Origin of the sequence: Streptomyces sp. NBC_00162 (assembly GCF_024611995.1) — a bacterium.
GTDB lineage: Bacteria > Actinomycetota > Actinomycetes > Streptomycetales > Streptomycetaceae > Streptomyces.
In genome coordinates this window covers 6,385,262-6,405,818 of sequence record NZ_CP102509.1, presented here as the reverse complement: position 1 = coordinate 6,405,818, position 20,557 = coordinate 6,385,262, and the positions used below count along the sequence as shown (strand labels likewise).

Below are 20,557 nucleotides of genomic sequence, written 5' to 3'. Positions count from 1 at the left end.
ATTGTGGCGGGGTTCTCAGCTTTTCTTCATGAAGCCTCCCTCGTACGCGGCGATGACCGCCTGGGTCCGGTCGCGGGCTCCGGTCTTGGCGAGGACCGAGGCGACGTGGGTCTTGACCGTCTGCGGTCCGACCCCCAGGCGTTCGCTCATCTCGTGGTTGGACAGTCCGGTGGCCATCAGCCGCAGTACGTCGGCCTCCCGGTCGGTGAGCCGGGCCACCCAGGGCGCGGCCGGCGCGGCGGCGGCCGCGTGCGCCGCCGCGAGGGAGCGGACGGCGGCCGGGAAGAGCAGCGAGTCCCCGCGGGCGACGAGGCGCACGGCGCCGATCAGCTCGTCGGGGTCGGCCCGCTTGAGGAGGAACCCGGCGGCTCCCGCCCGCAGCGCCCCGTAGACGTAGGCGTCGTTCTCGAAGGTGGTGACGACCACGATGCGGGGCGGCTCGGCCATGGTGGCGAGGATCTGCTCGGTGGCCCGTATCCCGTCGATCTCGGGCATCCGGACGTCCATCAGCACCACGTCGGGGGCGAGGGAGCGGACCAACGGGACGGCTTGGGCCCCGGTGGCCGCCTCACCGACGACCTCCAGGTCGGCCTCGGCCTCGAGGATGACCCGCAGGGCGGTGCGCACCATCCGCTCGTCGTCGCAGAGCACGATCCGCAGCGGCGGGCGTCCCCCCGGGGCGGGTGGCGTGGCGGGTGCGCCCGGGGCTGTCATCGGGCGTCCTCCGCGAGCGGCAGGACGGCCCGCAGCCGCCACCGGTCCCCGTACGGACCGGCCTCGACGCGGCCGCCGAGCAGGGCGGCCCGTTCGGCGGCGCCGCGCAGTCCGCGGCCCCCGGTGGTGCGGGGCTCGCGGCCCTCCGGTGCGGCGGGCGGATTGGTCATGGTGATCTCCAGTTCACGGTGTCCGGTCTCGGCCGCGTCCTGTACGCGGATCCGCAGTTCCACGGGGCCCGCGCCGTGGCGCAGCGCGTTGCTGAGGCCCTCCTGGACGATCCGGTACGCCTCGCGGGAGGCGATCGCCGGAAGCCCCGCCCAGTCCCGGGCGGGTCCGGGGTCCTGATGGGCGGTGACGGTGGTGCCCGCGGCCCCGGTACGGGCGAGCAGCCCGTCGAGGTCGGCGGCCAGCGTCGGCGCGGGCGCGGCGTCCTGCCGGGCCGGGTCGCCGTCCCGCAGCAGGCCCAGTACGGCGTCGAGCTCGCCCACCGTCCGCCGCGTGGTGTCCTCGATGGCGGCCAGCGCCTCCCGGACGAACCCGGGGTCGCTGTCGAGCACCCGCCGGGCGGCCGCCGCCTGGAGGGTGACGGCGCTCAGCGCGTGCCCCACCGCGTCGTGCAGTTCCCGGGCCAGCCGGTTGCGCACCGCCAGGTCGGCGGCCCGTTCCTCGGCGGCGGCCAGCCGGTCCGCCGCCGTCGGCCCGAGCAGTACGGGCGCCAGCCGGGCCAGCAGCGCCCCGGCCCCGGCGGCGCACAGAACGAGCCCGCCCAGCAGGCCGGTCCCGAGCAGGGGGGCGACGTACGGATCGGCCCCGGTGCTGAACCAGCCCAGCCCCAGCCGCACCTCCCGCAGCCCGCTCACGAACGGCAGCGCGATCAGCACCACCGCCATGGGCGGGACCGCGAGCGTCAGCCCGCTGAGCACCGCCCCGACCCCCAGGTGCAGAGTCCACCAGGCCGAGGTCCGCCCCCGCGCGGCCCAAGACCGCGCCGGCCCTTCGGCGAGCCGCTCCCCCGGTACCGCGCACATGGCCCGGACGGCGGTCACGGACAGCGGCCGGACGAGCCCGTACACCGCGGTCACCGCTGCCAGCGGGAGGGCGGCCGCGTAGGCGGCGAGGGTGAGCGGGAAGGAGCTGAGGGCGTTGACCCCTCCGGCTGCCATGCCGACCCCCACCTGCGCGAGGAGGAAGTACGGCATCAGCAGGGCCCCGCCGAGTATCAGGTGGACCCAGCGCAGTCTGGCCCGGGCTCCGAACAGCAGGTTCACGCGGCGCGGCGGGCGGTGAGGAACCGTATGAGGACGACGGCCGAGAGCGATCCGGTGATCATCTGGCCAGCGTAGGTCAACAGGATCGCTCCGGCAGGCCCTTCGCCCCCGTCCAACTGCGGCCCCAGCGAGGCGATCAGCATCCACGTCCCCCAACTCAGCGCCGCGCCCGCGCCCATCCATGCGATGCCGAGCGGCCATCGCGTCCGGAGCTCCCCGCCGCGGGCCAGGAGGAGTGCCCCCGCTCCCGCGGCGAGCGCGCACAGCCCGTGGGCGGCGGACACCACGCCCGTCTCCGCGGAGTACGCGGCCGCGCGCTCGGCATCCAGCCAGGCCGTGCCTCCGAAGGCCCAGTACGCGTCCACTGCCGCGACCGCCAGGCCGGCCGTCGCCGCGGCTGCCGCCACCACCCCCGTGGACGACGGCAGCCGCACCTCCGGCACGCCCTGCCACCGCCGGCCCCAGCGCTCCCGCGCATAGGGCACGAACAGCCCGGCCAGGGCGAGTCCTTGGACGGAGAACCCCGTGTAGACGACGTTGAAGACCCAGGGGTCCAGGAAGGGCTCCGGCCCGCCGTCCCCGGCCGGTTCGGCCCCGAAGCCGAGCAGGCGTATGAGCAGTTGGCCCGGGAAACCGAGCAGGATCGGGGCCAGCAGTCCCGTCGCGATGAAGACCGGGACGGTCAGCAGCCAGGACGGCACCCGTATGCCCCAGGGCCGGGTGAGCACCAGCACGAGCAGGATCACGCAGGCGTCCATGGCCAGCGTGACGGAGTTGGCCACGGTGAAGAACACCCCGGGCTCGCTCAGCACACTGCCGGCCGGTATGCCCACCTGACTCCCGGCCAGCCAGGCGGTCTTGAGCGTCAGATAGGGCACGGTGGCGGCCAGGGCCACCACCCGCAGGATCCGCCGTCCGGTCCCCAGGCCGGGGGCCGACGGCTGCGTCGCGGACGTCGCGTGAACGGCTCGTGTGGTCATGACTCAACGGTCCCGCCCGCGGCGCCCCGCCACCTCCCCCTGGAAGGGGAACCGCCTCCCCCGGCCGGGGGAGGAACCACTCACTCCACCGGCCCTCCTGCCCACAGGGCCCACAGGGCTCGTGGCGCCCCCAGCACCCGGGCAGGACTCGTGGCGCCCACAGCACCCGGGCGCCCACCGGGCTCACATCCGGCGCGTCACCACCGACAGCCGGTCCCGCGCCTCGAACAGCGCCGCCTTGATGACCTGCTCGTGCTCCGCCGTCAGCCGGGCCACCGGCACCGAGCAGCTCACCGCGTCCCGGGCCGGCGTCCGGTACGGCACCGCCACCCCGAAGCAGCGCAGCCCGAGCGTGTTCTCCTCCCGGTCCACCGCGTAGCCCTGCTCCCGTACCAGCGCCAGTTCCTCGATGAGCCGTTCCCGGTCGGTGACGGTGTGCTCGGTGACCGCCTCCAGCCGCCGCGGCAGCAGGCCCCGTACCTCTTCGTCCGTGTGCGTGGCCAGCAGCGCCTTGCCGAGCGCCGTGGAGTGCACCGGCAGCCGCCGCCCGACGCGGGTGAAGGGCCGCAGGTAGTGCCGGGACGGGCGGGTCGCGAGGTACACCACGCTCGTCCCGTCCATCCGGGCCAGGTGGATGGTCTCCGTCGTGTCGTCGGAGAGCCGGTCCAGGGTGGGCCGGGCGGCCGCGACCACCTCGTCGCCGTCGATGTACGAGCTGCCGACGAGCAGCGCCCGGACGCCGATGCCGTAGCGCGTGCCCGTCGCGTCCGTCTCCACCCACCCCAGGTTCACCAGCGTGCGCAGCAGCATGTACAGGCTGGACTTGGGCAGGGAGAGGTCGTTCTGGATGTCGGCCAGGCTGTGCAGCCCCGGCCGCGCCGCGAAGTGCTCGAGCAACAGGACCGTCCGCACCGCCGATTTGACCGGCGCCGCCGGGACCGTGCTCCCCGATTCGGTCGTCGTCATGCGCCTGCTTCCCCTCTGGCCGCCTCTTGTCACGCCGAGGACGCGGAAATAGAGTCCACAGCAGATGTGATCATTCATCCACCGGAACGGCGTTCAGAATACTGAACGTTCCAGGAGGCAGTGGGCCATGACAACGACACCAGTCTGGAGTGTGGACCCCCGCACCGGGAAGCAGCGCGAACAGGTTGCGGTCGAGGCCACACCCCAAGAGGTGGACGAAGCCGTACGGACCGCCCACACCGCCCGGGGCGCGCTGGCCGACGCCGCCGCCCGCGCCGCCTTCCTGCGCACGGCCGCCGACTTCCTCGACGAGGCCGCCGCGCACGTCATCGAGGCCGCCGACGCCGAGACCGCCCTCGGCCCGGGCCGGCTGACCGGAGAGCTGGCCCGCACCACCGGCCAGCTGCGTGCCTTCGCCGACGCCGTCGAGGACGGGTCCTACCTCGACATCCGGATCGACCGCGCCGACCCCTCCCTCAGCCCGCCGCGCCCCGAACTGCGCCGCTACAAGGTGCCGCTGGGCGTGGTCGCGGTCTACGCCGCCTCCAACTTCCCGCTTGCCTTCTCCGTCCCCGGCGGCGACACCGCGAGCGCGCTGGCCGCCGGCTGCCCGGTGGTCGTCAAGGCACACCCCGACCACCCGGCCACCTCCGAACTGTGCGCCTCGCTGCTGCGCCGGGCGGCCGTCGCCTCGGGGCTCCCGCCCGAAGTCGTCTCCGTGGTGCACGGGTTCGACGCCGGCCTGGCGCTGATCCGCCACCCGCTGGTGTCCGCCGCCGGATTCACCGGTTCCATCCGGGGCGGCCGCGCCCTGTTCGACGCGGCCGCGGCCCGGCCCGTGCCCATCCCCTTCCACGGCGAACTGGGCTCCCTCAACCCCGTCGTGGTCACCCCGGCCGCGGCCGTCGAGCGCGCCGAGGAGATCGGCAGCGGGCTCGCGGGCTCGGTCACCCTCGGCGTCGGCCAGTTCTGCGTGAAGCCCGGCCTGGTCCTGGTCCCCGAGGGCGCGGCGGGCGACCGCCTCACCGGCGCGCTCACCAAGGCGCTCGGGGAGACCGAGCCGGGGGTGCTGCTCGACCACCGGATGCGGGAGAACTTCGTCGCCGGGGTCCGCGACCGGGCCGCGCTGCCGGGCGTCGACGCGCCCGTCACCCCGGGCTCGGGCGGCGCGCACACCGTCGGCGCCGGCTACCTGACCGTACCGGCCGCCCGCATCCTCGACAGCGCCCCGGACGGGGAGTACGAGGTGCTGCTGGAGGAGTGCTTCGGCCCGGTCACCGTCGTCGTGCGGTACGCCGACCAGCGCGAGGCGGGCGAGGTCCTCGGGCGGCTGGGCGGAAACCTGAGCGCCACCCTCCAGCTGTCGGCCGCCGAGACCGAGGGCGCGCCGGGCCCGGCCTCCGAGCTGATCGGGCAGGTCACGGGGCTGGCGGGCCGGATCGTGGTCAACGGCTGGCCGACCGGGGTGGCGGTGGCCCCGGCCCAGCACCACGGCGGCCCGTACCCGGCGGCGACCTCGCACTCCACCTCGGTCGGCGGGACGGCCATCGAGCGCTGGCTGCGCCCGGTGGCCTACCAGTCGGTGCCGGACGCCCTGCTTCCGCCCGAGCTGCGCGAGGCCAACCCGCTCGGGCTGCCGCGTCGCGTGACGGGGGCCGCAGGAAGCTGACGGGCGCTGCCAGGGCCGGCCTGGGCGCTGCCCGGACCGGCCTGGACCCGACCGGGCCCGGCTAGACCTGCCGTGACCCGCCCGGACCTGCCGGAACGCCCCGTAAATCCGTTGCCCGCCCCGCCCCCGGCGGGGCAGGCTGCGGCGCATGCCGAAGCCGCACGGGTTCTCGTACGAACGCCACCACGACCAGTCCGTCGTCATCACCCACCAGGGCCGCACCGCGGCCACCCTGCGCGGGAACCGGGCGGACAAGTTCCTGGCCGAGGTGGAGTCCGGCGACGCGCAGCTGGTGATGGCCCGCTGGACCGGTGCGTACAAGTTCGGCAACGAGCGCACGGCGAAGAACCACCCCCGCAACAGGCGCTGAAATCTGCCCCGAGGGTAAGGGAACGGCAAAGCACCTCCGGTCGTTCTCCGGGCATGACCGCTATGACCCCTGGATCCAACCTGCCGCTCAATGCCGTCCGTGTGACGGTGGACGTGGCTGCGCCGGTACGGCTCGACGTATCGGGACTGCTCCTGACGGCGGACGGCAAGGTGCGCTCCGACGCCGACTTCATCTTCTACAACCAGCCCTCCGGGCCCGGTGTCAGCTACCGGTCGGGCGGTGGTGCGGCGCCGGACTCGATCACGGTGGACACCTCCGCGCTGCCGCCCGGCATCGAGCGGATCGTGGTCACGGCCAGCCCGGATGCCGCCGGGCAGACCTTCCAGGGCATCGAGCCCACCGCCACGGTGCGCAACGCGGACGGCGGAGCGGTGATCGCCAGCTTCACCCCGCCGCAGCTCGGCTCCGAGACCGCGCTCGTCGTCGTCGAGGTGTACCAGCGCGGCGGCGTGTGGAAGGTGCGCGCGGTCGGCCAGGGGTACGCGAACGGCCTCGCCGGAATCGCCACCGACTTCGGGGTCTCCGTGGACGAGGAGCCGGCCGCCGCGTCCGCCGCCCCGGCTCCCGCCCCCGTTGCCCCGCCCGCGCCGCCGGCTCCCCCAGCCCCGCCGGTCTCCTACCCGCCCTCCCCCTGGCTCGGCGGTACGACTCCCACGACCCCCAGCGCCCCGGTTCCGCCCGCGCCGCCGGTGGCCCCCGCCCCGGCCCCGGCGGTCGGCGGCAGCGGAAAGATCAACCTGGACAAGGGCCGGGTCAGCCTCCAGAAGAACCAGACCGTCTCCCTGGTCAAGGGCGGCCGCCCGCTGCTCTCCCAGGTCAAGATGGGCCTCGGCTGGGAGCCCGCGTTCCGCGGCCGGGACATCGACCTCGACGCCTCCGTCATCGCGTACGGCCCCCAGCGCAACCACATCGACAGCTGCTACTTCGGCAAGCTGTCGATCCTGGGCGGGGCCATCAAGCACTCGGGCGACAACCTGACGGGCGAAGGCGCGGGCGACGACGAGGTGATCGTCGTGGACCTCGGTCGGATCCCCGCCGACGCCACCGGCCTGGTCTTCACGGTCAACTCCTTCTCCGGCCAGAAGTTCACCGAGGTCGCCAAGGCCTACTGCCGTCTGATCGACGCGGCGAGCGGCGAGGAGCTGGTGCGCTTCGACCTCACCTCCGCCGAACCGCAGACCGGGGTCATGATGGCGAAACTCATCAAGCAGTTCAGCGGCGAGTGGGAGATGACGGCCATCGGCGAGTTTGTGAAGTCCCGCACAGTGCGCGGCATGGTCAAGCCGGCCTCGCAGGCACTCTGAGCAGGTGGGCGGGCACGAGAAGCCGCATGGCGCCAACCGGGCGCCGACCCTGGTGATGGATGCCACGCGTAATCCGGGGGTGGCTGTCAGTGCCCGCCCGTAGCCTTGAACTCATGCACAAGTCAGTCATCCCCACAGGGCCCGCTCGCCCGTCCGCCGCAGAGGCGAACGAGGCGATACGGCACCTTGTCGAGACCCGGGTGGACGGCGAGTGGCCCTCGGAGGCGTATGAGTTCCTGCTCGCCGAGTGGGCCGCGGCCTCCCACGCGGAGGTTTCCGCGGCCCCGTAGGCCCGGGCCGGGCGGTCGCTCGCGGCTGCGTCAGTGCGCGCGCCGCCACGGCCCGGTGATGGCCAGCATGACGCCCGGGTCCTGGATGTTGGCGTACAGCGTGCGCCCGTCCGGGGAGAAGCAGACACCGGTGAACTCGGAGAACTCCGGCTCTTCGGCCGACCCGATGTTCAGTTCATTGCGTGCCAGCGCGTAGGTGCGGCCCGATTCGGTCGCGCCGAACAGGTGCTGGAGGCCCGAGCCGTCCTCGGCGATGACCAGGCCTCCGTACGGCGACACGGTGATGTTGTCCGGGCCGTCGTAGCCGCCGTCCGCCGACGGGTCCGCGTTGACCCCGATCAGGACGGTCAGCCGGATCGTGCGCCGCTTGGGGTTGTAGAACCACACCTGGCCGTCGTGCGCCGCACCCGGGCTCTCCTCACGGGCGTAGGAGGACACGAAGTACGCGCCGCCGTCGGCCCACCACATGCCCTCCAGCTTGCGCGCCCGCGTCACGACGCCGTCGGCGAACTGCTTGCGCACCGGCACGGTCCGCGCGTCGCGGTCCGTCACGTCCACCCAGTCGACCCCGTAGACGGTGCCGATCTTCGTGGCGCGCGAGAGGTCGTCGACGAACCGGCCCGCACTGTCGATGCACTTGGCGGCCTGGAGCACACCGGCGTCGGGCGCGAGCGTACGCAGCTTGCCGCGCCCGTGGTGGAAGCCGCGGGGCGGGGTCCAGCGGTAGAGCAGCCCGTTGGGGCCGGAGGCGTCCTCGGTCAGGTAGGCGTGGCCCTCGCGCGGGTCGATGACCACGGCCTCGTGCGCGTACCGCCCGAACGCCTTGATCGGCTGCGGGTCGCGGTTGGCGCGCCGGTCGTGCGGGTCGACCTCGAAGACGTAGCCGTGGTCCTTGGTCATGCCGTTCTTGCCGGCCAGGTCCTCGGTCTCCTCGCAGGTGAGCCAGGTGTCCCAGGGGGTGGAGCCGCCCGCGCAGTTGGTCGACGTACCGGCGACGCCCACCCACTCGGCGACCTCGCCGCCGCGCCGGACCTCGACGACCGTGCAGCCGCCGGCCGCGGCCGGGTCGTAGACGAGGCCCTCGGCGAGCGGGACGGGGTGGGCCCAGCTCTCCCTCTTGCCCTTGAGCTCGTGGTTGTTGACGAGGAGGGTGACCCCGCGCCGGCCCTCGAAGGCGGCCGTCCCGTCGTGGTTGGACGGGGTGCTCTCGCCCGACTCCAGGGTGGTGACCCCGCTGTGCGTGATCACGCGGTAGGTGAAACCGGCGGGGAGGGCGAGGATGCCGGCCGGGTCGGGAACGAGCGGGCCGTAGCCGGGCTCGCAGGGCCGGCCCTGCTCGTCGCGAGCGGTGCTGTCGTCGGCTGCCAGGGCGCCCGGGGCGGTGGCGAGGGCGCCGACCGTCCCGGTGAGCGCGACCCCCGCGCCGGCGATGACAGTACGGGCGGTGAAGTCTCTGCGGCTGAGCGGCATCGGGTCTCCAGGGGTGGGGAGTGGTGCGCCTGTCGTGCAGTCGTCGGCGCACACGCTCCCGCCCGCACGTGAACGGCGGCTGAACTACCCGGTAAGAGGAGCGGACCCCTTGCCCGTGGCCGGAATGGCCAACTCCGGCCCAGAAACGGCGCATTGTCGATGCTCCGTCAAAGTTCCCCCGGGCCCGGTCAATGCACCCCGGCGGCGCTCAGGACTGCCGGGCGGCGCTCAGGACTCCCGGACCGCTCAGGACTGCCGTGAGCGCGCCTTGAACGCGGCCTTGCGGGCCTCCTTCGCCGCCTTCTTGTCCGGGTGCAGCCGCCCCATCGCCTCCAGGACGAAGGCGGTCGCCGGGTGCTCCACCCGCCACACCTGCTCGAAGAACCCGGTGTGATGGGCGGTCAGGGTCTCCATCAGCAGCGGCAGCTCCTCGGTCTCGCCGTCGGCGGCGAGCTGCGCCGCGATCGTGTCGACCGTGAGCCAGAACACCATCGTCCCGTCCGGTGCCGGTACGTCGGCCGCGCCGCGCTCGGCCAGCCAGACCCGGGCGAGCCCGCCCAGCTCCCCGTCGTCCAGCACCGCGCGGACCGCGGGCTCCGCCTCCGGCCCGGCCGGTGCGAGGGCCTGCTGGCAGCGCAGCCGCCGCAGCGGGGCTCCCTCGTCGTCGCCACGCGCCGCGGCCAGCAGTTCGGTGACGGCCGCGGGCACTTCGCGGCCCGCCAGCCACGCCTCGATCTCGGCCTGGGCGGCGCTCTCGGGGTAGCGGGAGACCGCGTCGAGCAGCGCGTCCGCGCCCTTGCCGGCCAGTTCGCCCACGGCCGGGGCCTCGACCCCGGCCTCCAGCATCCGGGCACGGATCCCGTACAGGCCGAGCGGGGTCAGGCGGACCATCCCGTAGCGGGAGACGTCCTCGTCGGCGGCCGCGCCCGAGGTGAGCTCCTCGTCGCCCGCCTCCGCCATCAGCTCCTCGTCGACGGGCCGGAACTCGACCAGCCCGATGGGCTCCAGCTGCCGGAACTGGTCGTCGAGGCGCATCATCGCGTCCGAGACCTGCTCCAGCACGGCGTCGGTCGGCTCGCCCATGTCGTCCGGCACCACCATGGACGCGGCGAGCACGGGCAGCGGAACCGGCCCCTCCGCTGCCCCGCCCTCGGCGACGGTGAGCAGGTAGAGGTTGGCGAGGACCCCGTCGAGGAAGTCCGCCTCGCGCCCCGGGTTCCAGTCCAGCTGGTCGAAGTCGATCTCCCCGCCCGCGTCCAGCGCGTCGACCAGATCGTCGAGATCGGGCACGGCCGCGTCCGCGAGCACACTGTCCAGGGCGGCCAGCCACAGGTCGAGTACGTCGCCGGGCGCACCGCTCGCCACCAGCGCGAGGTCCTCACCGGGCGCGGCGCTGCCGAACTTCCCCTCGCCCGCCCCCGCTTCGCCGCCGGCTGCGCCGGCATCCTCCTCCGGCTCGGTCACGTCCACCAGGCCGGTGTCCACGGCCACCCGCCAGGCCTGGCTCGCGTACACCGCGGAGTCCGCGTCGGCGGCGTCGAGACCGAGCACCGCGGCGGCCTCGGGGAGCTGGTCGGCGACGAGTTCGCCGCCGATGTCGACGCGGGTGCCGGGTCCGGCCCAGCGCGCCAGCCGTACGGCGCGGGCGAACAGCGGGGCGACGAGGGCGTCGCGGGCCAGTTCCGCATCGGAGTGCAGCCGTACCGGCGGCAGCGTGGGGTGCGGCTCTGCGGACATGGGGCGGTTCTCCTCGCGGATCGCGGACGCGGTGGGACGGGGTAGGGCGGGGTAGGGCGGGGTCAGACGGGGTGGGGCGGAGCGGGGCCGTGACGGCCGGCCAGTTGGTCGGTTGGCCGGCCGGTCCGTCGGCCGGCCCGGCGACCCAGCGTAGACGCATTTCGGGCGGGTCCGGCGGGCCATCCCCTTTGGTTCATCCCACAGTCAGCTGCCGTATTCCCTGGAGGCCTTGACAACTTTGCTGGCCACACAGGAAATTGACGCGCGTAGATGTTTCGGGAGTCGCAAGCCTCCCGCAGATTTCCTGCCGCAGTCCCGTCCATCCCTGCCGTCTCCCTCATCCCACACCGGAGTTCTCGCCCATGCCCTCCTCGCATCCCCGTTCCGCCGCCGTCGCGGCCCTCGTCGCCACCGCGCTGGCCACCGGCCTGCTCGCGGGCTCCGCCGACGCGGCCGAAGGCTCCGCGGCCGACGGTCCGGTACGCATCCACGACATCCAGGGCACCACCCGGATATCCCCCCTCGCCGGCAAGCAGGTCGCCGACGTCGAGGGCATCGTGACGGGCGTGCGGACGTACGGCTCACGCGGCTTCTGGATCCAGGACCCGGACGCCGACGACAACGACGCCACCAGCGAAGGCGTGTTCGTCTTCACCAGCTCAGTTCCGACCGTCACCGTGGGCGACGCGGTCAAGGTCTCCGGCACGGTCGGCGAGTACGTCCCCGGCGGCGTCAACTCCGGCAACCAGTCGGTGACCCAGATATCCAAGCCGGTCGTGACGGTCGTCTCCGCGGGCAACGCCCTGCCCGAGGCCGCCGCGATCAACGAGTACACGGTGCCCGCCGAGTACGCCCCGGCCGGCGACCCGGCCGCCGCCGGCAGCATCAACGGCCTGGCCCTGGAGCCCGCGCGCTACGCCCTGGACTTCTACGAGTCCCTCGAGGGCATGAACGTCAAGATCGGCACCTCGCGCGTGGTCGGCGCCACCGACCCGTACTCGGAGCTGTGGGTCACCGTGAAGGGCTGGGAGAACACCGCCAAGCGCGGCGGCACGATCTACGGCTCCTACGAGTCCCAGAACACCGGCCGCCTCCAGATCCAGCAGCTCGCGCCCCTCGCGCAGCAGCCCTTCCCGGTGGCCAACGTCGGCGACAAGCTGACCGGCACCACCGAGGGCCCGCTGGACTTCAACCAGTTCGGCGGCTACACCCTGGTGGCCCGCACCCTCGGCACGGTCAAGGCGGGCACCCTCGCCCCCGAGAAGACCAAGGCGCAGGCCGAGCACGAGCTCGCGGTGGCCACGTACAACGTCGAGAACCTCGACCCGACCGACCCGCAGGCGAAGTTCGACGCCCTCGCCAAGGCGGTCGTCGAGAACCTGGCCTCCCCGGACATCCTCGCCCTGGAGGAGATCCAGGACGACAACGGCGCCAAGAACGACGGCACCGTCTCCGCCGAGCAGACGCTGACGAAGTTCACGGCGGCGATCGCGGCGGCGGGCGGCCCGGCCTACCAGTGGCGGACCGTCAACCCGGAGGACAAGAAGGACGGCGGCGAGCCCGGCGGCAACATCCGCCAGGTCTTCCTCTTCAACCCGGCGCGGGTCTCCTTCACCGAGCGCGCCCCGGGTGACGCGGTGACGGCGACCGGCGTGGTCCAGGAGAACGGCAAGGCCGCCCTGACCCACTCCCCCGGCCGCATCGACCCGGCGAACCCGGCGTGGGCCGACAGCCGCAAGCCGCTCGCCGGCGAGTTCGCCTTCCGAGGCAAGACGGTCTTCGTGATCGCCAACCACTTCGGCTCCAAGGGCGGCGACGAGGGCCTGACCTCGCACCACCAGCCGCCGGTGCGCTCCTCGGAGGCCAAGCGACTGCTCCAGGCCCAGGCCGTGAACGGCTTCGTGAAGGAGATCCTGGCGGCCGAGAAGAACGCGAACGTCCTCGTCCTCGGCGACATCAACGACTTCGAGTTCTCGGCGACGACGAACGCGCTGGCCGACGGCGGGGCGCTGTACCCGGCGATCACGTCGCTGCCGAAGTCGGAGCGTTACTCGTACGTCTTCCAGGGCAACGCCCAGGTGCTGGACCAGATCCTGACCAGCCCGGCGATCAAGAAGTTCACGTACGACAGCGTGCACATCAACGCTGAGTTCGCGGACCAGAACAGCGACCACGACCCGCAGGTGCTGCGCTTCAAGCCGTAGCCCCCAGACCGCAGAGGGCCCGGACGCCGTCCCGCCCGGGCTCTCTGCCACACTCCGGCGCATGATCTTCCGTACCGCCACGCGCGCTGATCTGCCCGCCGTGCTCGCCCTGCTGGCCGACGAGGACCGGGTCGTGGACCCGGACTCGGTCGTCGTCGACACGGCGCAGGAGCGCGCTTTCGACGCCATCGAAGCGGACGCCCGCAACGAGATGCTGGTCCTCACCGATGAGACGGACGGGGTCGTCCTGGGCTGCCTGCAGTTGACGTACATACCGGGCCTCGGCCAGGGCGGGCGGGATCGGGCGCTGGTGGAGGCGGTACGGATCCGCGCGGACCGGCGGGGCGGGGGCCTGGGCGCGGAGCTGATGAAGCAGGCCGTGAACCGGGCCCGTGAGCGGGGCTGCGGCCTGGTGCAGCTGACCAGCAACAAGCGGCGGACCGCCGCCCACCGCTTCTACGAGCGCCTGGGCTTCGCCCGCAGCCACGAGGGCTTCAAGCTGCGCCTCGAGCCGTAGGGCGGCCCCAGAGGCCGCAGGGGGCGTACTGGCCACGCGCCACGCGCCACGGGGGGCGTTGTCGGACAAGTCGGGGACTTTCGGCCCTGGCGTGACGCTCGACACATCTCTGCCGAATCGACCGTCCCGTGGTGTTGAGTGTCCACACGCCCGATCTTGTACCGCCTTGTACCCCCGTACTCCCCGGAGGACCGCGTGTTCCCCTCCATCTCCCTCGCCCAGGAAATCGGCCTCGCCGTCCTGTTCGTGGCCGCCCTCGTCTGGGTGGTCGGCCTCGGCCACATGCTGTGGGACAACCGATTCCACCACCCCGAGCCGGCCGCCTTCGAGGGCCTCCCGGTGATCCCGGCCCAGCGCAGCTCGGCCTCGCACCCGCTGGAGTCGGTGGAGCTGACCGAGGCGGAGCGGCAGGCCTTCGCGGGCCTGATCCGTACGATCCCGCCGCGCTGACCCGGTCACGCGCAAACGCCGAAGCGCCCTCCCACCCCGGCCGGGGTGGGAGGGCGTTTCGGCGTACCGGCCCGGTGCGGGTCAGTTGTGGCTGTGCAGGACCTCGTTCAGGCCGCCCCAGGCCGCCTTGTACGGGCGGGCCTCGACGGCGCCGGTGACCGAGTTGCGGCGGAAGAGGATGTTGCTGGCGCCGGAGAGCTCCAGGGCCTTGACGATCTGGCCGTCCGGGAGGGTGACCCGGGTGCCCGCGGTCACGTAGAGGCCGGCCTCTACGACGCACTCGTCGCCGAGCGCGATGCCGACGCCCGCCTCGGCGCCGATCAGGGTGCGCGCGCCGATCGAGATGATCTGCTTGCCGCCGCCCGAGAGGGTGCCCATCGTGGAGGCGCCGCCGCCGATGTCGGAGCCGTCGCCGACGACGACGCCCGCGGAGATGCGGCCCTCGACCATGGAGGTGCCCAGGGTGCCGGCGTTGAAGTTGACGAAGCCCTCGTGCATGACGGTGGTGCCCTCGGCGAGGTGCGCGCCGAGGCGGACGCGGTCCGCGTCGGCGATGCGCACGCCCTTGGGGGCGACGTAGTCCGTCATCCGGGGGAACTTGTCGATCGAGGTGACCTGGAGGTGCAGGCCCTCGGCGCGCGCGTTGAGGCGGACGGTCTCGACCTGGTCGACGGCGACCGGGCCCAGCGAGGTCCAGGCCACGTTGGCCAGCAGGCCGAACACGCCGTCGAGGTTCTGGCCGTGCGGCTTGACCAGGCGGTGGCTGAGCAGGTGCAGGCGCAGGTACGCGTCGTGCGCGTCCAGCGGCTTGTCCTCCAGGGAGGAGATCACCGTACGGACGGCCACGACCTCGACGCCGCGGACCGCGTCCTGGCGGATCGCCTTCGCCGCGGCGGCGCCCAGCAGCTCCACGGCGCGCTCGGCGGTGAGGCGCTCGGTGCCGGCCGGGCCGGACTCGGCGACCAGCTCGGGGGCGGGGAACCAGGTGTCGAGGACGGTGCCGTCGGCGGCGATGGTGGCAAGTCCGGCGGCGACGGCGCCGGTGGTACGCGTAGCAGTCATGCCAGAAACCTAACCGGCGACCGCCCGAGGTCGCGAACCGGTCTCATGTGCCGGTCGGACCGCGTGTCGCCGCTGCCTGGCGTGGGCCCACAGCACCGCCCCGCCCGCCCCCGCCGCGAGCACCGCGCACAGCGGCCACAGCAGCCCGGGCGCGGCGGAGTACAGCGCTCCGCCCAGCGGCGGGGCGAGCACGACCCCGCTGACCGAGATTCCCGCGTACAGGCTCTGGAACCTCCCGATGGCGTGCGGGGGCGCCTGGTCGGCGACGTAGGCCGTGGCGGGGGTCTTGTAGAGGATCTCGCCGAGACTCAGCAGCACCATCATGGCGACGGCCGCCGCGATCCCGGTCCCGAGCAGCAGCGCCCCGTACCCGGCGCCGACGAGCAGGAGCCCGACGCCGACGACGCCCAGCGGCGGGCGGGCGCGCAGGGCGACGGCGGCCGGCAGCTCCAGGACGAGGATGACGGCCCCGTTGAGGGCGACGATCAGCCCGTAGGCGCTGGTGTCGAGGCCGTGGTCGGCGAGGTAGACGGGGAAGGCCGAGTACTGCTGGCGGTAGATGACGTCGACCACCAGGATCGCGCCCAGCAGGACGAGGACCGCGGGCCTGGCCCGGAGCTCCCCCCATACGCCGCGGCCCAGACCCCCGTCCGGGGCCGCGGCGGGGGTTCGGTCCGCGCTGCGCGCCGGGACGACCCGGGCGGTCCACAGCGCGAAGAAGAGGGTGCCGAGGCCGTCTCCGACGAAGAGCCAGTCGTACGAGAGCCCGGTCGCGACGAGCGCGCCCAGCGGCGGCCCGAGGGTGAACCCCCCGTTGGAGACGCAGCGTACGACGGCGAAGGCCTGGCGCCTGGCCCCCTGCGGGACGGTGATGGCGACCAGCGCGGAGTTGGCGGCGCGCACCACACCGGAGGCGTACTGGGCCACCGGCAGGGCCGCGTACAGCAGCGGGGTGGGCAGCAGCGGGAAGGCCGCCAGGGTCAGTCCGCCCAGCGTGGACGCGAGGAGCAGCACCCGGCGGTGGCCGAAGCGGTCGCCGTACCAGCCGCCGGTGAAATTGCCGGCGACCAGGCCGATGCCGCCGATACCGGTGACGAGGCCCGCCTGCGCGGTGCCCAGGGCGCGCGGGCCGGTCAGGTAGAGGAAGACGAAGACGAACGTGAAGCTGACGACGGCGTTGACGAAGACCCCCGCAGCCAGCAGCCACACAGTCCTCGGTACGTCTTTGAACCCCTGCAGCACACCCGTGTCCCCCGCATCCCGAGCAAGTAAGTTCCTTTTGGGAACGGACTATGTCAGCATGACAGCCTTGGGTCAACGGACAAAGGAGTGCCCATGGCCCAGCGCACACACCTCGGCGACGCGGACTGCTCGATCGCCCAGGCCCTCGACGTGGTGGGCGACTGGTGGACGCTGCTGATCGTGCGCGACACCGCGCGCGGCCTGCACCGCTTCGACGAGCTCCAGCGCGAGCTGGGGATGTCCCGCAAGGTGCTGGCCGAGCGGCTGAAGCTGCTGGTCGAGGCCGGGGTGCTGACGCGCGAGCCGTACCGGGAACGCCCGGTGCGGCACGAGTACCGGCTGACCCCGCGCGGCCGGGGGCTGCTGCCGGTGCTGGTGGCCCTCCAGGACTGGGGGGACAGCTGGATCCTGGGAGAGGGAGAGATGACGGCGACGACCACCGAGGCCTCACGCGAGGCGGAACGGGTCCACGCGCTGCGCGGCACCCGGCTGCCCGAGCTGCTGCTGCCGGACCGCTCCGGCGAGCTCCGCGACCCGGTGGCGGACACCGCTTTCACGGTCCTGTACTGCTTCCCCGGCGCGTACGCGCGCGCCGAGTCCTATCCGCCCGGCTGGGCCGGGATCCCGGGCGCCAAGGGCTGCACGTTCGAGTCGTGCACATACCGCGACCAGCTCGCGGAGTTCACCGCAGCGGGCGCCACCGTGCACGGGGTGTCGACCCAGCGCCCGGACGAGCAGCGGGAGTTCGCGGAGCGCGAGCGGCTGCGCTTCCCGCTCCTGTCAGACGCGGATCTGGCCCTGACGGCGGCGCTGCGGCTGCCGACGTTCCGCGCGGCGGGAGTGACCCGGATCAAGCGGCTGACCCTGGTCCTCGACCGGGACCGCACGGTGCGCGAGGTATTCTACCCGATCCAGGACATCGAGGCGAGCGTCCAGGCGGCCCTGACCGCCGTCCGCGCCACGGCCTAGGCGGGCCGCAGGACCCGCCCCAGGATCTCGCGCGCGTACGGTTCGTCGTACTCCGCGTCCGTCAGCAGGACCTGCAGGCCCATGCCGTCCATGACCGCGACCAGCGCCCGGGCCGTCACCGGATCCGTGCGCGGGGTCAGGGCCGCGGCCATCGCCTCGCCCCACTCCGCCGCCACCGGCCGCAGCGCCGGGCGCCGCAGGGCCGCGAGGTACAGCTCGTACTCCAGCTCCACCCGCCCCCGGTCCACCGCCAGGAACTCGCCCAGCAGGCGGGCCAGCGCCTGCGCGAGGTCCGCGTCCGGATCGGCCAGCGCCGGCGAGCCCGCCACGGCCTGCGCGAAGCCCTCGTTGGCCTGGCGCAGGGCCGCGACCAGCAGGTCGTCCAGGGTCTTGAAGTGGTAGGTGGTCGACCCGAGCGGTACGTCGGCCTCCGCGGCCGCGGTGCGGTGGCTCAGCCCCGCGATGCCCTTGGCGCCCACCACCCGGATCGCCGCGTCGATGATCCGCTGGCGCCGCTCGGGGTCGTACCTGCGCACGCCGGGGGCCATCAGTGCGCCCCGCCCATGTTCAGCAGCACCACGCCGCCGATCACCAGGGCGATCCCGGCGATCTTCGCGGCGCTGGCGGCTTCTCCCATGAACAGCATCCCGATGGCGGCGATCGCGGCGGTCCCCACCCCGGCCCATATCGCGTACGCCGTGCCCACCGACATCGTCTTCAGCGTCTGCGCGAGCAGGGTGAAGGCGATGAGGTAGCCCAGCACCGTGCCGAGCGAGGGCCACAGCTTCGTGAAGCCGTCGCTGAACTTCATGGCGGTGGTTCCGGCGACCTCGGCGGCGATGGCCGCGGCAAGCAGTACGTAGGGCATGTGTACAAGAGTACACAACGATGCGTACGGGCGTACACATACACGTGCGCACGCGGCACCCGGGACTCCTGCGGCCCACGGCGCTACCCTGTCCGCTTCCGGCGACAGGGGGGCTCGCGCATGGCGCAGCACTGGACCCACCGGGGCGGCGGCTGGCTGCCCCCTCGCTCGCCACGGCCCGGGGTGATACCCCTGCGCCCGCTGGGGCCGCGGGACATCCTCGGCGGGGTCCTCACCACCCTGGGCCGGTACGGGGGCCGACTGCTCGGCGCCCTGCTCCTCGGCCAGCTGGGCGGGCTGCTGCCGATCGCCGCCGTGGCCGGGGCGGCCACCCTGGCCTCCCTCACCCGTACCGCCGGGAACCGGGTGTTCGTCTACACCCTGCTCCCCTCCGCGGCCCTGTTCCTGCTGTTCGGCAGCGCACTGGCGACCGCCCTGGCCGTGGCGCTGCTGCGGCCGGCCGTGCTCGGCCGGCCCGTGACCGTGCCCGGGCTGCTGCGCGCCGCCGTGCCCCGGATTCCGGCGGTGCTCGGCGCCCGGCTGCTGGCCCTGGCCGCCGCCGCCGGGCCGGGCGCGGCCGCACTCGCCGCGGGCCTGCCGCCGCTCTCGCTGCTCCCCCTCGCCCCGGTCGCCCTCTGGCTGGGGGTCCTGTTCGCCCTGGCTCCCACGGCCGCCGGGTACGAGGGGCTCGGCCCGCTCGCGGCGCTGCGCCGCTCGGCCGCCCTGGTGCGCGGCGCCTGGTGGCGGACGTTCGGGGTCACTGTGCTGGCCGGGGCCCTCGCACCGCTGGCGGCGTACGTCCTGTACGCGGGCCTCGGCCTGCCGGGCGCGCTGCTCGCGCCCGCCCTGATGCTGCCCTTGCCCCGGCTGGCCGCCGGCCTGCTCTACGTGGACCGGCGGCTGCGCCCCTAGACCCCGTCGCTGCCCGCGGTCAGCCGAGGGTGAACCAGGCCGCCCGCGCCTTCTTCCACTCCGGGTGCGTCAGGTCCTTGGCCTCGACGCCGTCCCCGTACAGGTCCGCCGATCCGCTGTCGGTCACCAGCTGCACCCGCGCGCCCGGCGCCGTCAGGTCCGGCACGTCCACGACCGCCTCCCAGCCGCCGGGGTCGGTGGTCGGCAGGTCGGCCCGCTTGACCGGGGCGTGGCCCGGGACGCCGTCCCACTGGTAGAGCGCGTACGGGTCGGAGTTGTCGTCCGCGGCCCAGGACCCGGCCAGGATCAGGTACTGCCCGGCCGCGTTCTTGCGCAGGTCGCGCACGGACAGCCCGCCGAGGTCGAGTTCGATGCCCGCCCCGAAGACCGCCTTGGCCCCGCTCGCCAGCACCTGGTCGAAGTTGACGACCGGCACGATCAGCGCCTTGCCGCCGGGCACCACGGGCGCCAGCGGGGCCCGGAAGCCGACGTAGGCGGTGGTCGTGGAGCCGGGCGCGAACTCCAGCCCCTCCACGTTGAACCCGTCGATCTGCTTCGGCGCCTCGCCCGCCGCCGTACCGGCCGCGAAGCCGTAGCGGTTCCCGTTCGCGACGTCCCAGGCCACCAGGTCCTCGCGGAGCTTCTTGTACGAGCGCCCGTACGCGAGCTGCGTGCCCGTACCGGATCCGCTCACCGTGGTGGTGAACACCGTGTTCCGGGGCGCCTTGTACTCGCCGTCCTTGTTGTTGCCGAGCGAACCCGTCCAGTAGATGGTGTCGCCGATCCGGGTCGCCCCCTCGATGTCCACCTCCTTGGTGACCCCGAGCTGGGAGCTGAAGTCCCAGGTCCGCACCGGGGCGCCCGAGCGGGAACGGTCGTACAGGCGCAGCACGTTGGACTCGTCGTCGGCGACGATCGCGTAACCGCCGCCCACGTCCACGGCGGCCGAGGCGTCCGCGGAACCGGTGAAGTACCGGGCGTCGGCCGGGTTCTGCACGGCGGCAGACGCCGCGTAGTACAGGGTCTTGGTGGCCGTCTTGCCGCCCAGCCCGGTCACCTTGACGGTGAGGCTGGTGTAGCCGCGGCCCCGCGCGGTGACCGCGAGCTGACGTACCGCCCCGGTGCCCGTGACGGTGACGTCCCCGGTCGCGGCGACCGAGGCCTTGCTCGACGCCGAGGCCCCGACCGTCAGCGCGGACGCGGCGGCCCCGCTCTGTGCGACGGTCACGTTCACCACGGGGTCCCCGACCGCGCCGACGGCACCGGACAGGTAGGAGGCGGAGAGCGCGATGGTCGGCGTCCCGTAGGTCACGGCCTGGGCGGGAACGGTCAGCCCGGCGACCAGCAGGGCGGCGGCGCCGGCGATCCCGGCGGCGAAACGAACGGTCACAGAGGGTCCTCTCGCGTGCGGCGTCACGGCGTGACGGCCGTCGAGAAGGTTCGGCCACTCCTGCCAACTCCGGGTGCACGTCACCCGTCCGCCCGAAGAACAGGGAGGGCCCCCGGCACGACCGTGCCGGGGGCCCTCACACGCGGGTGAC

General features: G+C 73.5%; 20 protein-coding genes. 9 read left to right on the top strand and 11 right to left on the bottom strand.

Features of this window, described 5'->3' with window-relative positions; all coding sequences use genetic code 11:
* Positions 1-15: 15 nt before the first annotated feature.
* From JIW86_RS29685 to JIW86_RS29670, 4 genes are all read right to left on the bottom strand, one after another.
* The gene (locus tag JIW86_RS29685) at positions 16-714 is read right to left on the bottom strand and encodes a response regulator transcription factor (protein WP_257556873.1); all 699 of its coding nucleotides are present in this window, start codon (positions 712-714) and stop codon (positions 16-18) included.
* Positions 711-1,985, bottom strand: a complete 1,275-nt coding sequence (locus JIW86_RS29680; RefSeq protein ID WP_257556872.1) for a sensor histidine kinase — start codon at positions 1,983-1,985, stop codon at positions 711-713. Before JIW86_RS29680 ends, JIW86_RS29685 begins: the two co-directional genes overlap by 4 nt.
* Positions 1,982-2,965 carry a hypothetical protein gene (locus tag JIW86_RS41470; protein ID WP_263862073.1) on the bottom strand — a complete coding sequence of 328 codons (984 nt, stop codon included), beginning with the start codon at positions 2,963-2,965 and terminating at the stop codon, positions 1,982-1,984. The genes JIW86_RS29680 and JIW86_RS41470 overlap by 4 nt, the downstream gene beginning before the upstream one ends.
* Positions 2,966-3,148: 183 nt before the next feature.
* On the bottom strand, positions 3,149-3,931 hold the full coding sequence (locus JIW86_RS29670) for an IclR family transcriptional regulator (RefSeq protein ID WP_257556871.1): 783 nt from the start codon (positions 3,929-3,931) through the stop codon (positions 3,149-3,151).
* A gap of 127 nt (positions 3,932-4,058) precedes the next feature.
* Here JIW86_RS29670 and JIW86_RS29665 point away from each other — a divergent pair, with 127 nt between their 5' ends.
* From JIW86_RS29665 to JIW86_RS29650, 4 genes are all read left to right on the top strand, one after another.
* On the top strand, positions 4,059-5,600 hold the full coding sequence (locus tag JIW86_RS29665) for an aldehyde dehydrogenase (NADP(+)) (RefSeq protein WP_257556870.1): 1,542 nt from the start codon (positions 4,059-4,061) through the stop codon (positions 5,598-5,600).
* Between the two features lie 148 nt (positions 5,601-5,748).
* Positions 5,749-5,970: a hypothetical protein gene (locus JIW86_RS29660; RefSeq protein WP_257556869.1), complete on the top strand. Its 222-nt coding sequence runs from the start codon at positions 5,749-5,751 to the stop codon at positions 5,968-5,970.
* A 62-nt stretch (positions 5,971-6,032) separates the two neighbouring features.
* The gene (locus JIW86_RS29655) at positions 6,033-7,295 is read left to right on the top strand and encodes a TerD family protein (protein WP_257559485.1); all 1,263 of its coding nucleotides are present in this window, start codon (positions 6,033-6,035) and stop codon (positions 7,293-7,295) included.
* Positions 7,296-7,408: 113 nt separating this feature from the next.
* Entirely contained in the window at positions 7,409-7,585 is a 177-nt protein-coding gene (locus tag JIW86_RS29650; protein ID WP_257556868.1) for a hypothetical protein, read from the top strand.
* Positions 7,586-7,615: 30 nt separating this feature from the next.
* Here JIW86_RS29650 and JIW86_RS29645 read toward each other — a convergent pair whose 3' ends face one another.
* Positions 7,616-9,055 carry a PhoX family protein gene (locus JIW86_RS29645; RefSeq protein ID WP_257556867.1) on the bottom strand — a complete coding sequence of 480 codons (1,440 nt, stop codon included), beginning with the start codon at positions 9,053-9,055 and terminating at the stop codon, positions 7,616-7,618.
* 246 nt (positions 9,056-9,301) lie between these two features.
* Positions 9,302-10,792 carry a hypothetical protein gene (locus tag JIW86_RS29640; protein WP_257556866.1) on the bottom strand — a complete coding sequence of 497 codons (1,491 nt, stop codon included), beginning with the start codon at positions 10,790-10,792 and terminating at the stop codon, positions 9,302-9,304.
* Positions 10,793-11,154: 362 nt separating this feature from the next.
* Between JIW86_RS29640 and JIW86_RS29635 the strand changes: the two genes are divergently transcribed.
* From JIW86_RS29635 to JIW86_RS29625, 3 genes are all read left to right on the top strand, one after another.
* Entirely contained in the window at positions 11,155-12,996 is a 1,842-nt protein-coding gene (locus tag JIW86_RS29635) for an endonuclease/exonuclease/phosphatase family protein (RefSeq protein ID WP_257556865.1), read from the top strand.
* A 61-nt stretch (positions 12,997-13,057) separates the two neighbouring features.
* Positions 13,058-13,513 (top strand): GNAT family N-acetyltransferase, encoded by a 456-nt coding sequence (locus tag JIW86_RS29630; protein ID WP_257556864.1) that lies wholly within the window; start codon positions 13,058-13,060, stop codon positions 13,511-13,513.
* Positions 13,514-13,669: 156 nt separating this feature from the next.
* Positions 13,670-13,963 carry a hypothetical protein gene (locus JIW86_RS29625; protein WP_257556863.1) on the top strand — a complete coding sequence of 98 codons (294 nt, stop codon included), beginning with the start codon at positions 13,670-13,672 and terminating at the stop codon, positions 13,961-13,963.
* Positions 13,964-14,044: 81 nt separating this feature from the next.
* Here the strand turns inward: JIW86_RS29625 and dapD are convergent, their stop codons facing one another.
* The gene (gene dapD / locus JIW86_RS29620) at positions 14,045-15,025 is read right to left on the bottom strand and encodes a 2,3,4,5-tetrahydropyridine-2,6-dicarboxylate N-succinyltransferase (RefSeq protein WP_257556862.1); all 981 of its coding nucleotides are present in this window, start codon (positions 15,023-15,025) and stop codon (positions 14,045-14,047) included.
* A 9-nt stretch (positions 15,026-15,034) separates the two neighbouring features.
* On the bottom strand, positions 15,035-16,264 hold the full coding sequence (locus JIW86_RS29615; RefSeq protein ID WP_257559484.1) for an MFS transporter: 1,230 nt from the start codon (positions 16,262-16,264) through the stop codon (positions 15,035-15,037).
* A gap of 96 nt (positions 16,265-16,360) precedes the next feature.
* Here JIW86_RS29615 and JIW86_RS29610 point away from each other — a divergent pair, with 96 nt between their 5' ends.
* On the top strand, positions 16,361-17,236 hold the full coding sequence (locus tag JIW86_RS29610) for a winged helix-turn-helix transcriptional regulator (RefSeq protein WP_257556861.1): 876 nt from the start codon (positions 16,361-16,363) through the stop codon (positions 17,234-17,236).
* Here JIW86_RS29610 and JIW86_RS29605 read toward each other — a convergent pair.
* A complete protein-coding gene (locus JIW86_RS29605; RefSeq protein WP_215139909.1) occupies positions 17,233-17,784 on the bottom strand; it encodes a TetR/AcrR family transcriptional regulator in 552 nt (183 codons plus the stop codon). The genes JIW86_RS29610 and JIW86_RS29605 overlap by 4 nt on opposite strands.
* The gene (locus tag JIW86_RS29600) at positions 17,784-18,104 is read right to left on the bottom strand and encodes a DMT family transporter (protein WP_257556859.1); all 321 of its coding nucleotides are present in this window, start codon (positions 18,102-18,104) and stop codon (positions 17,784-17,786) included. Before JIW86_RS29600 ends, JIW86_RS29605 begins: the two co-directional genes overlap by 1 nt.
* 120 nt (positions 18,105-18,224) lie before the next feature.
* Between JIW86_RS29600 and JIW86_RS29595 the strand changes: the two genes are divergently transcribed.
* Entirely contained in the window at positions 18,225-19,016 is a 792-nt protein-coding gene (locus JIW86_RS29595) for a hypothetical protein (RefSeq protein WP_257556858.1), read from the top strand.
* A gap of 19 nt (positions 19,017-19,035) precedes the next feature.
* Here the strand turns inward: JIW86_RS29595 and JIW86_RS29590 are convergent, their stop codons facing one another.
* Positions 19,036-20,406, bottom strand: a complete 1,371-nt coding sequence (locus tag JIW86_RS29590) for a hypothetical protein (protein WP_416237614.1) — start codon at positions 20,404-20,406, stop codon at positions 19,036-19,038.
* Positions 20,407-20,557: the final 151 nt, after the last annotated feature.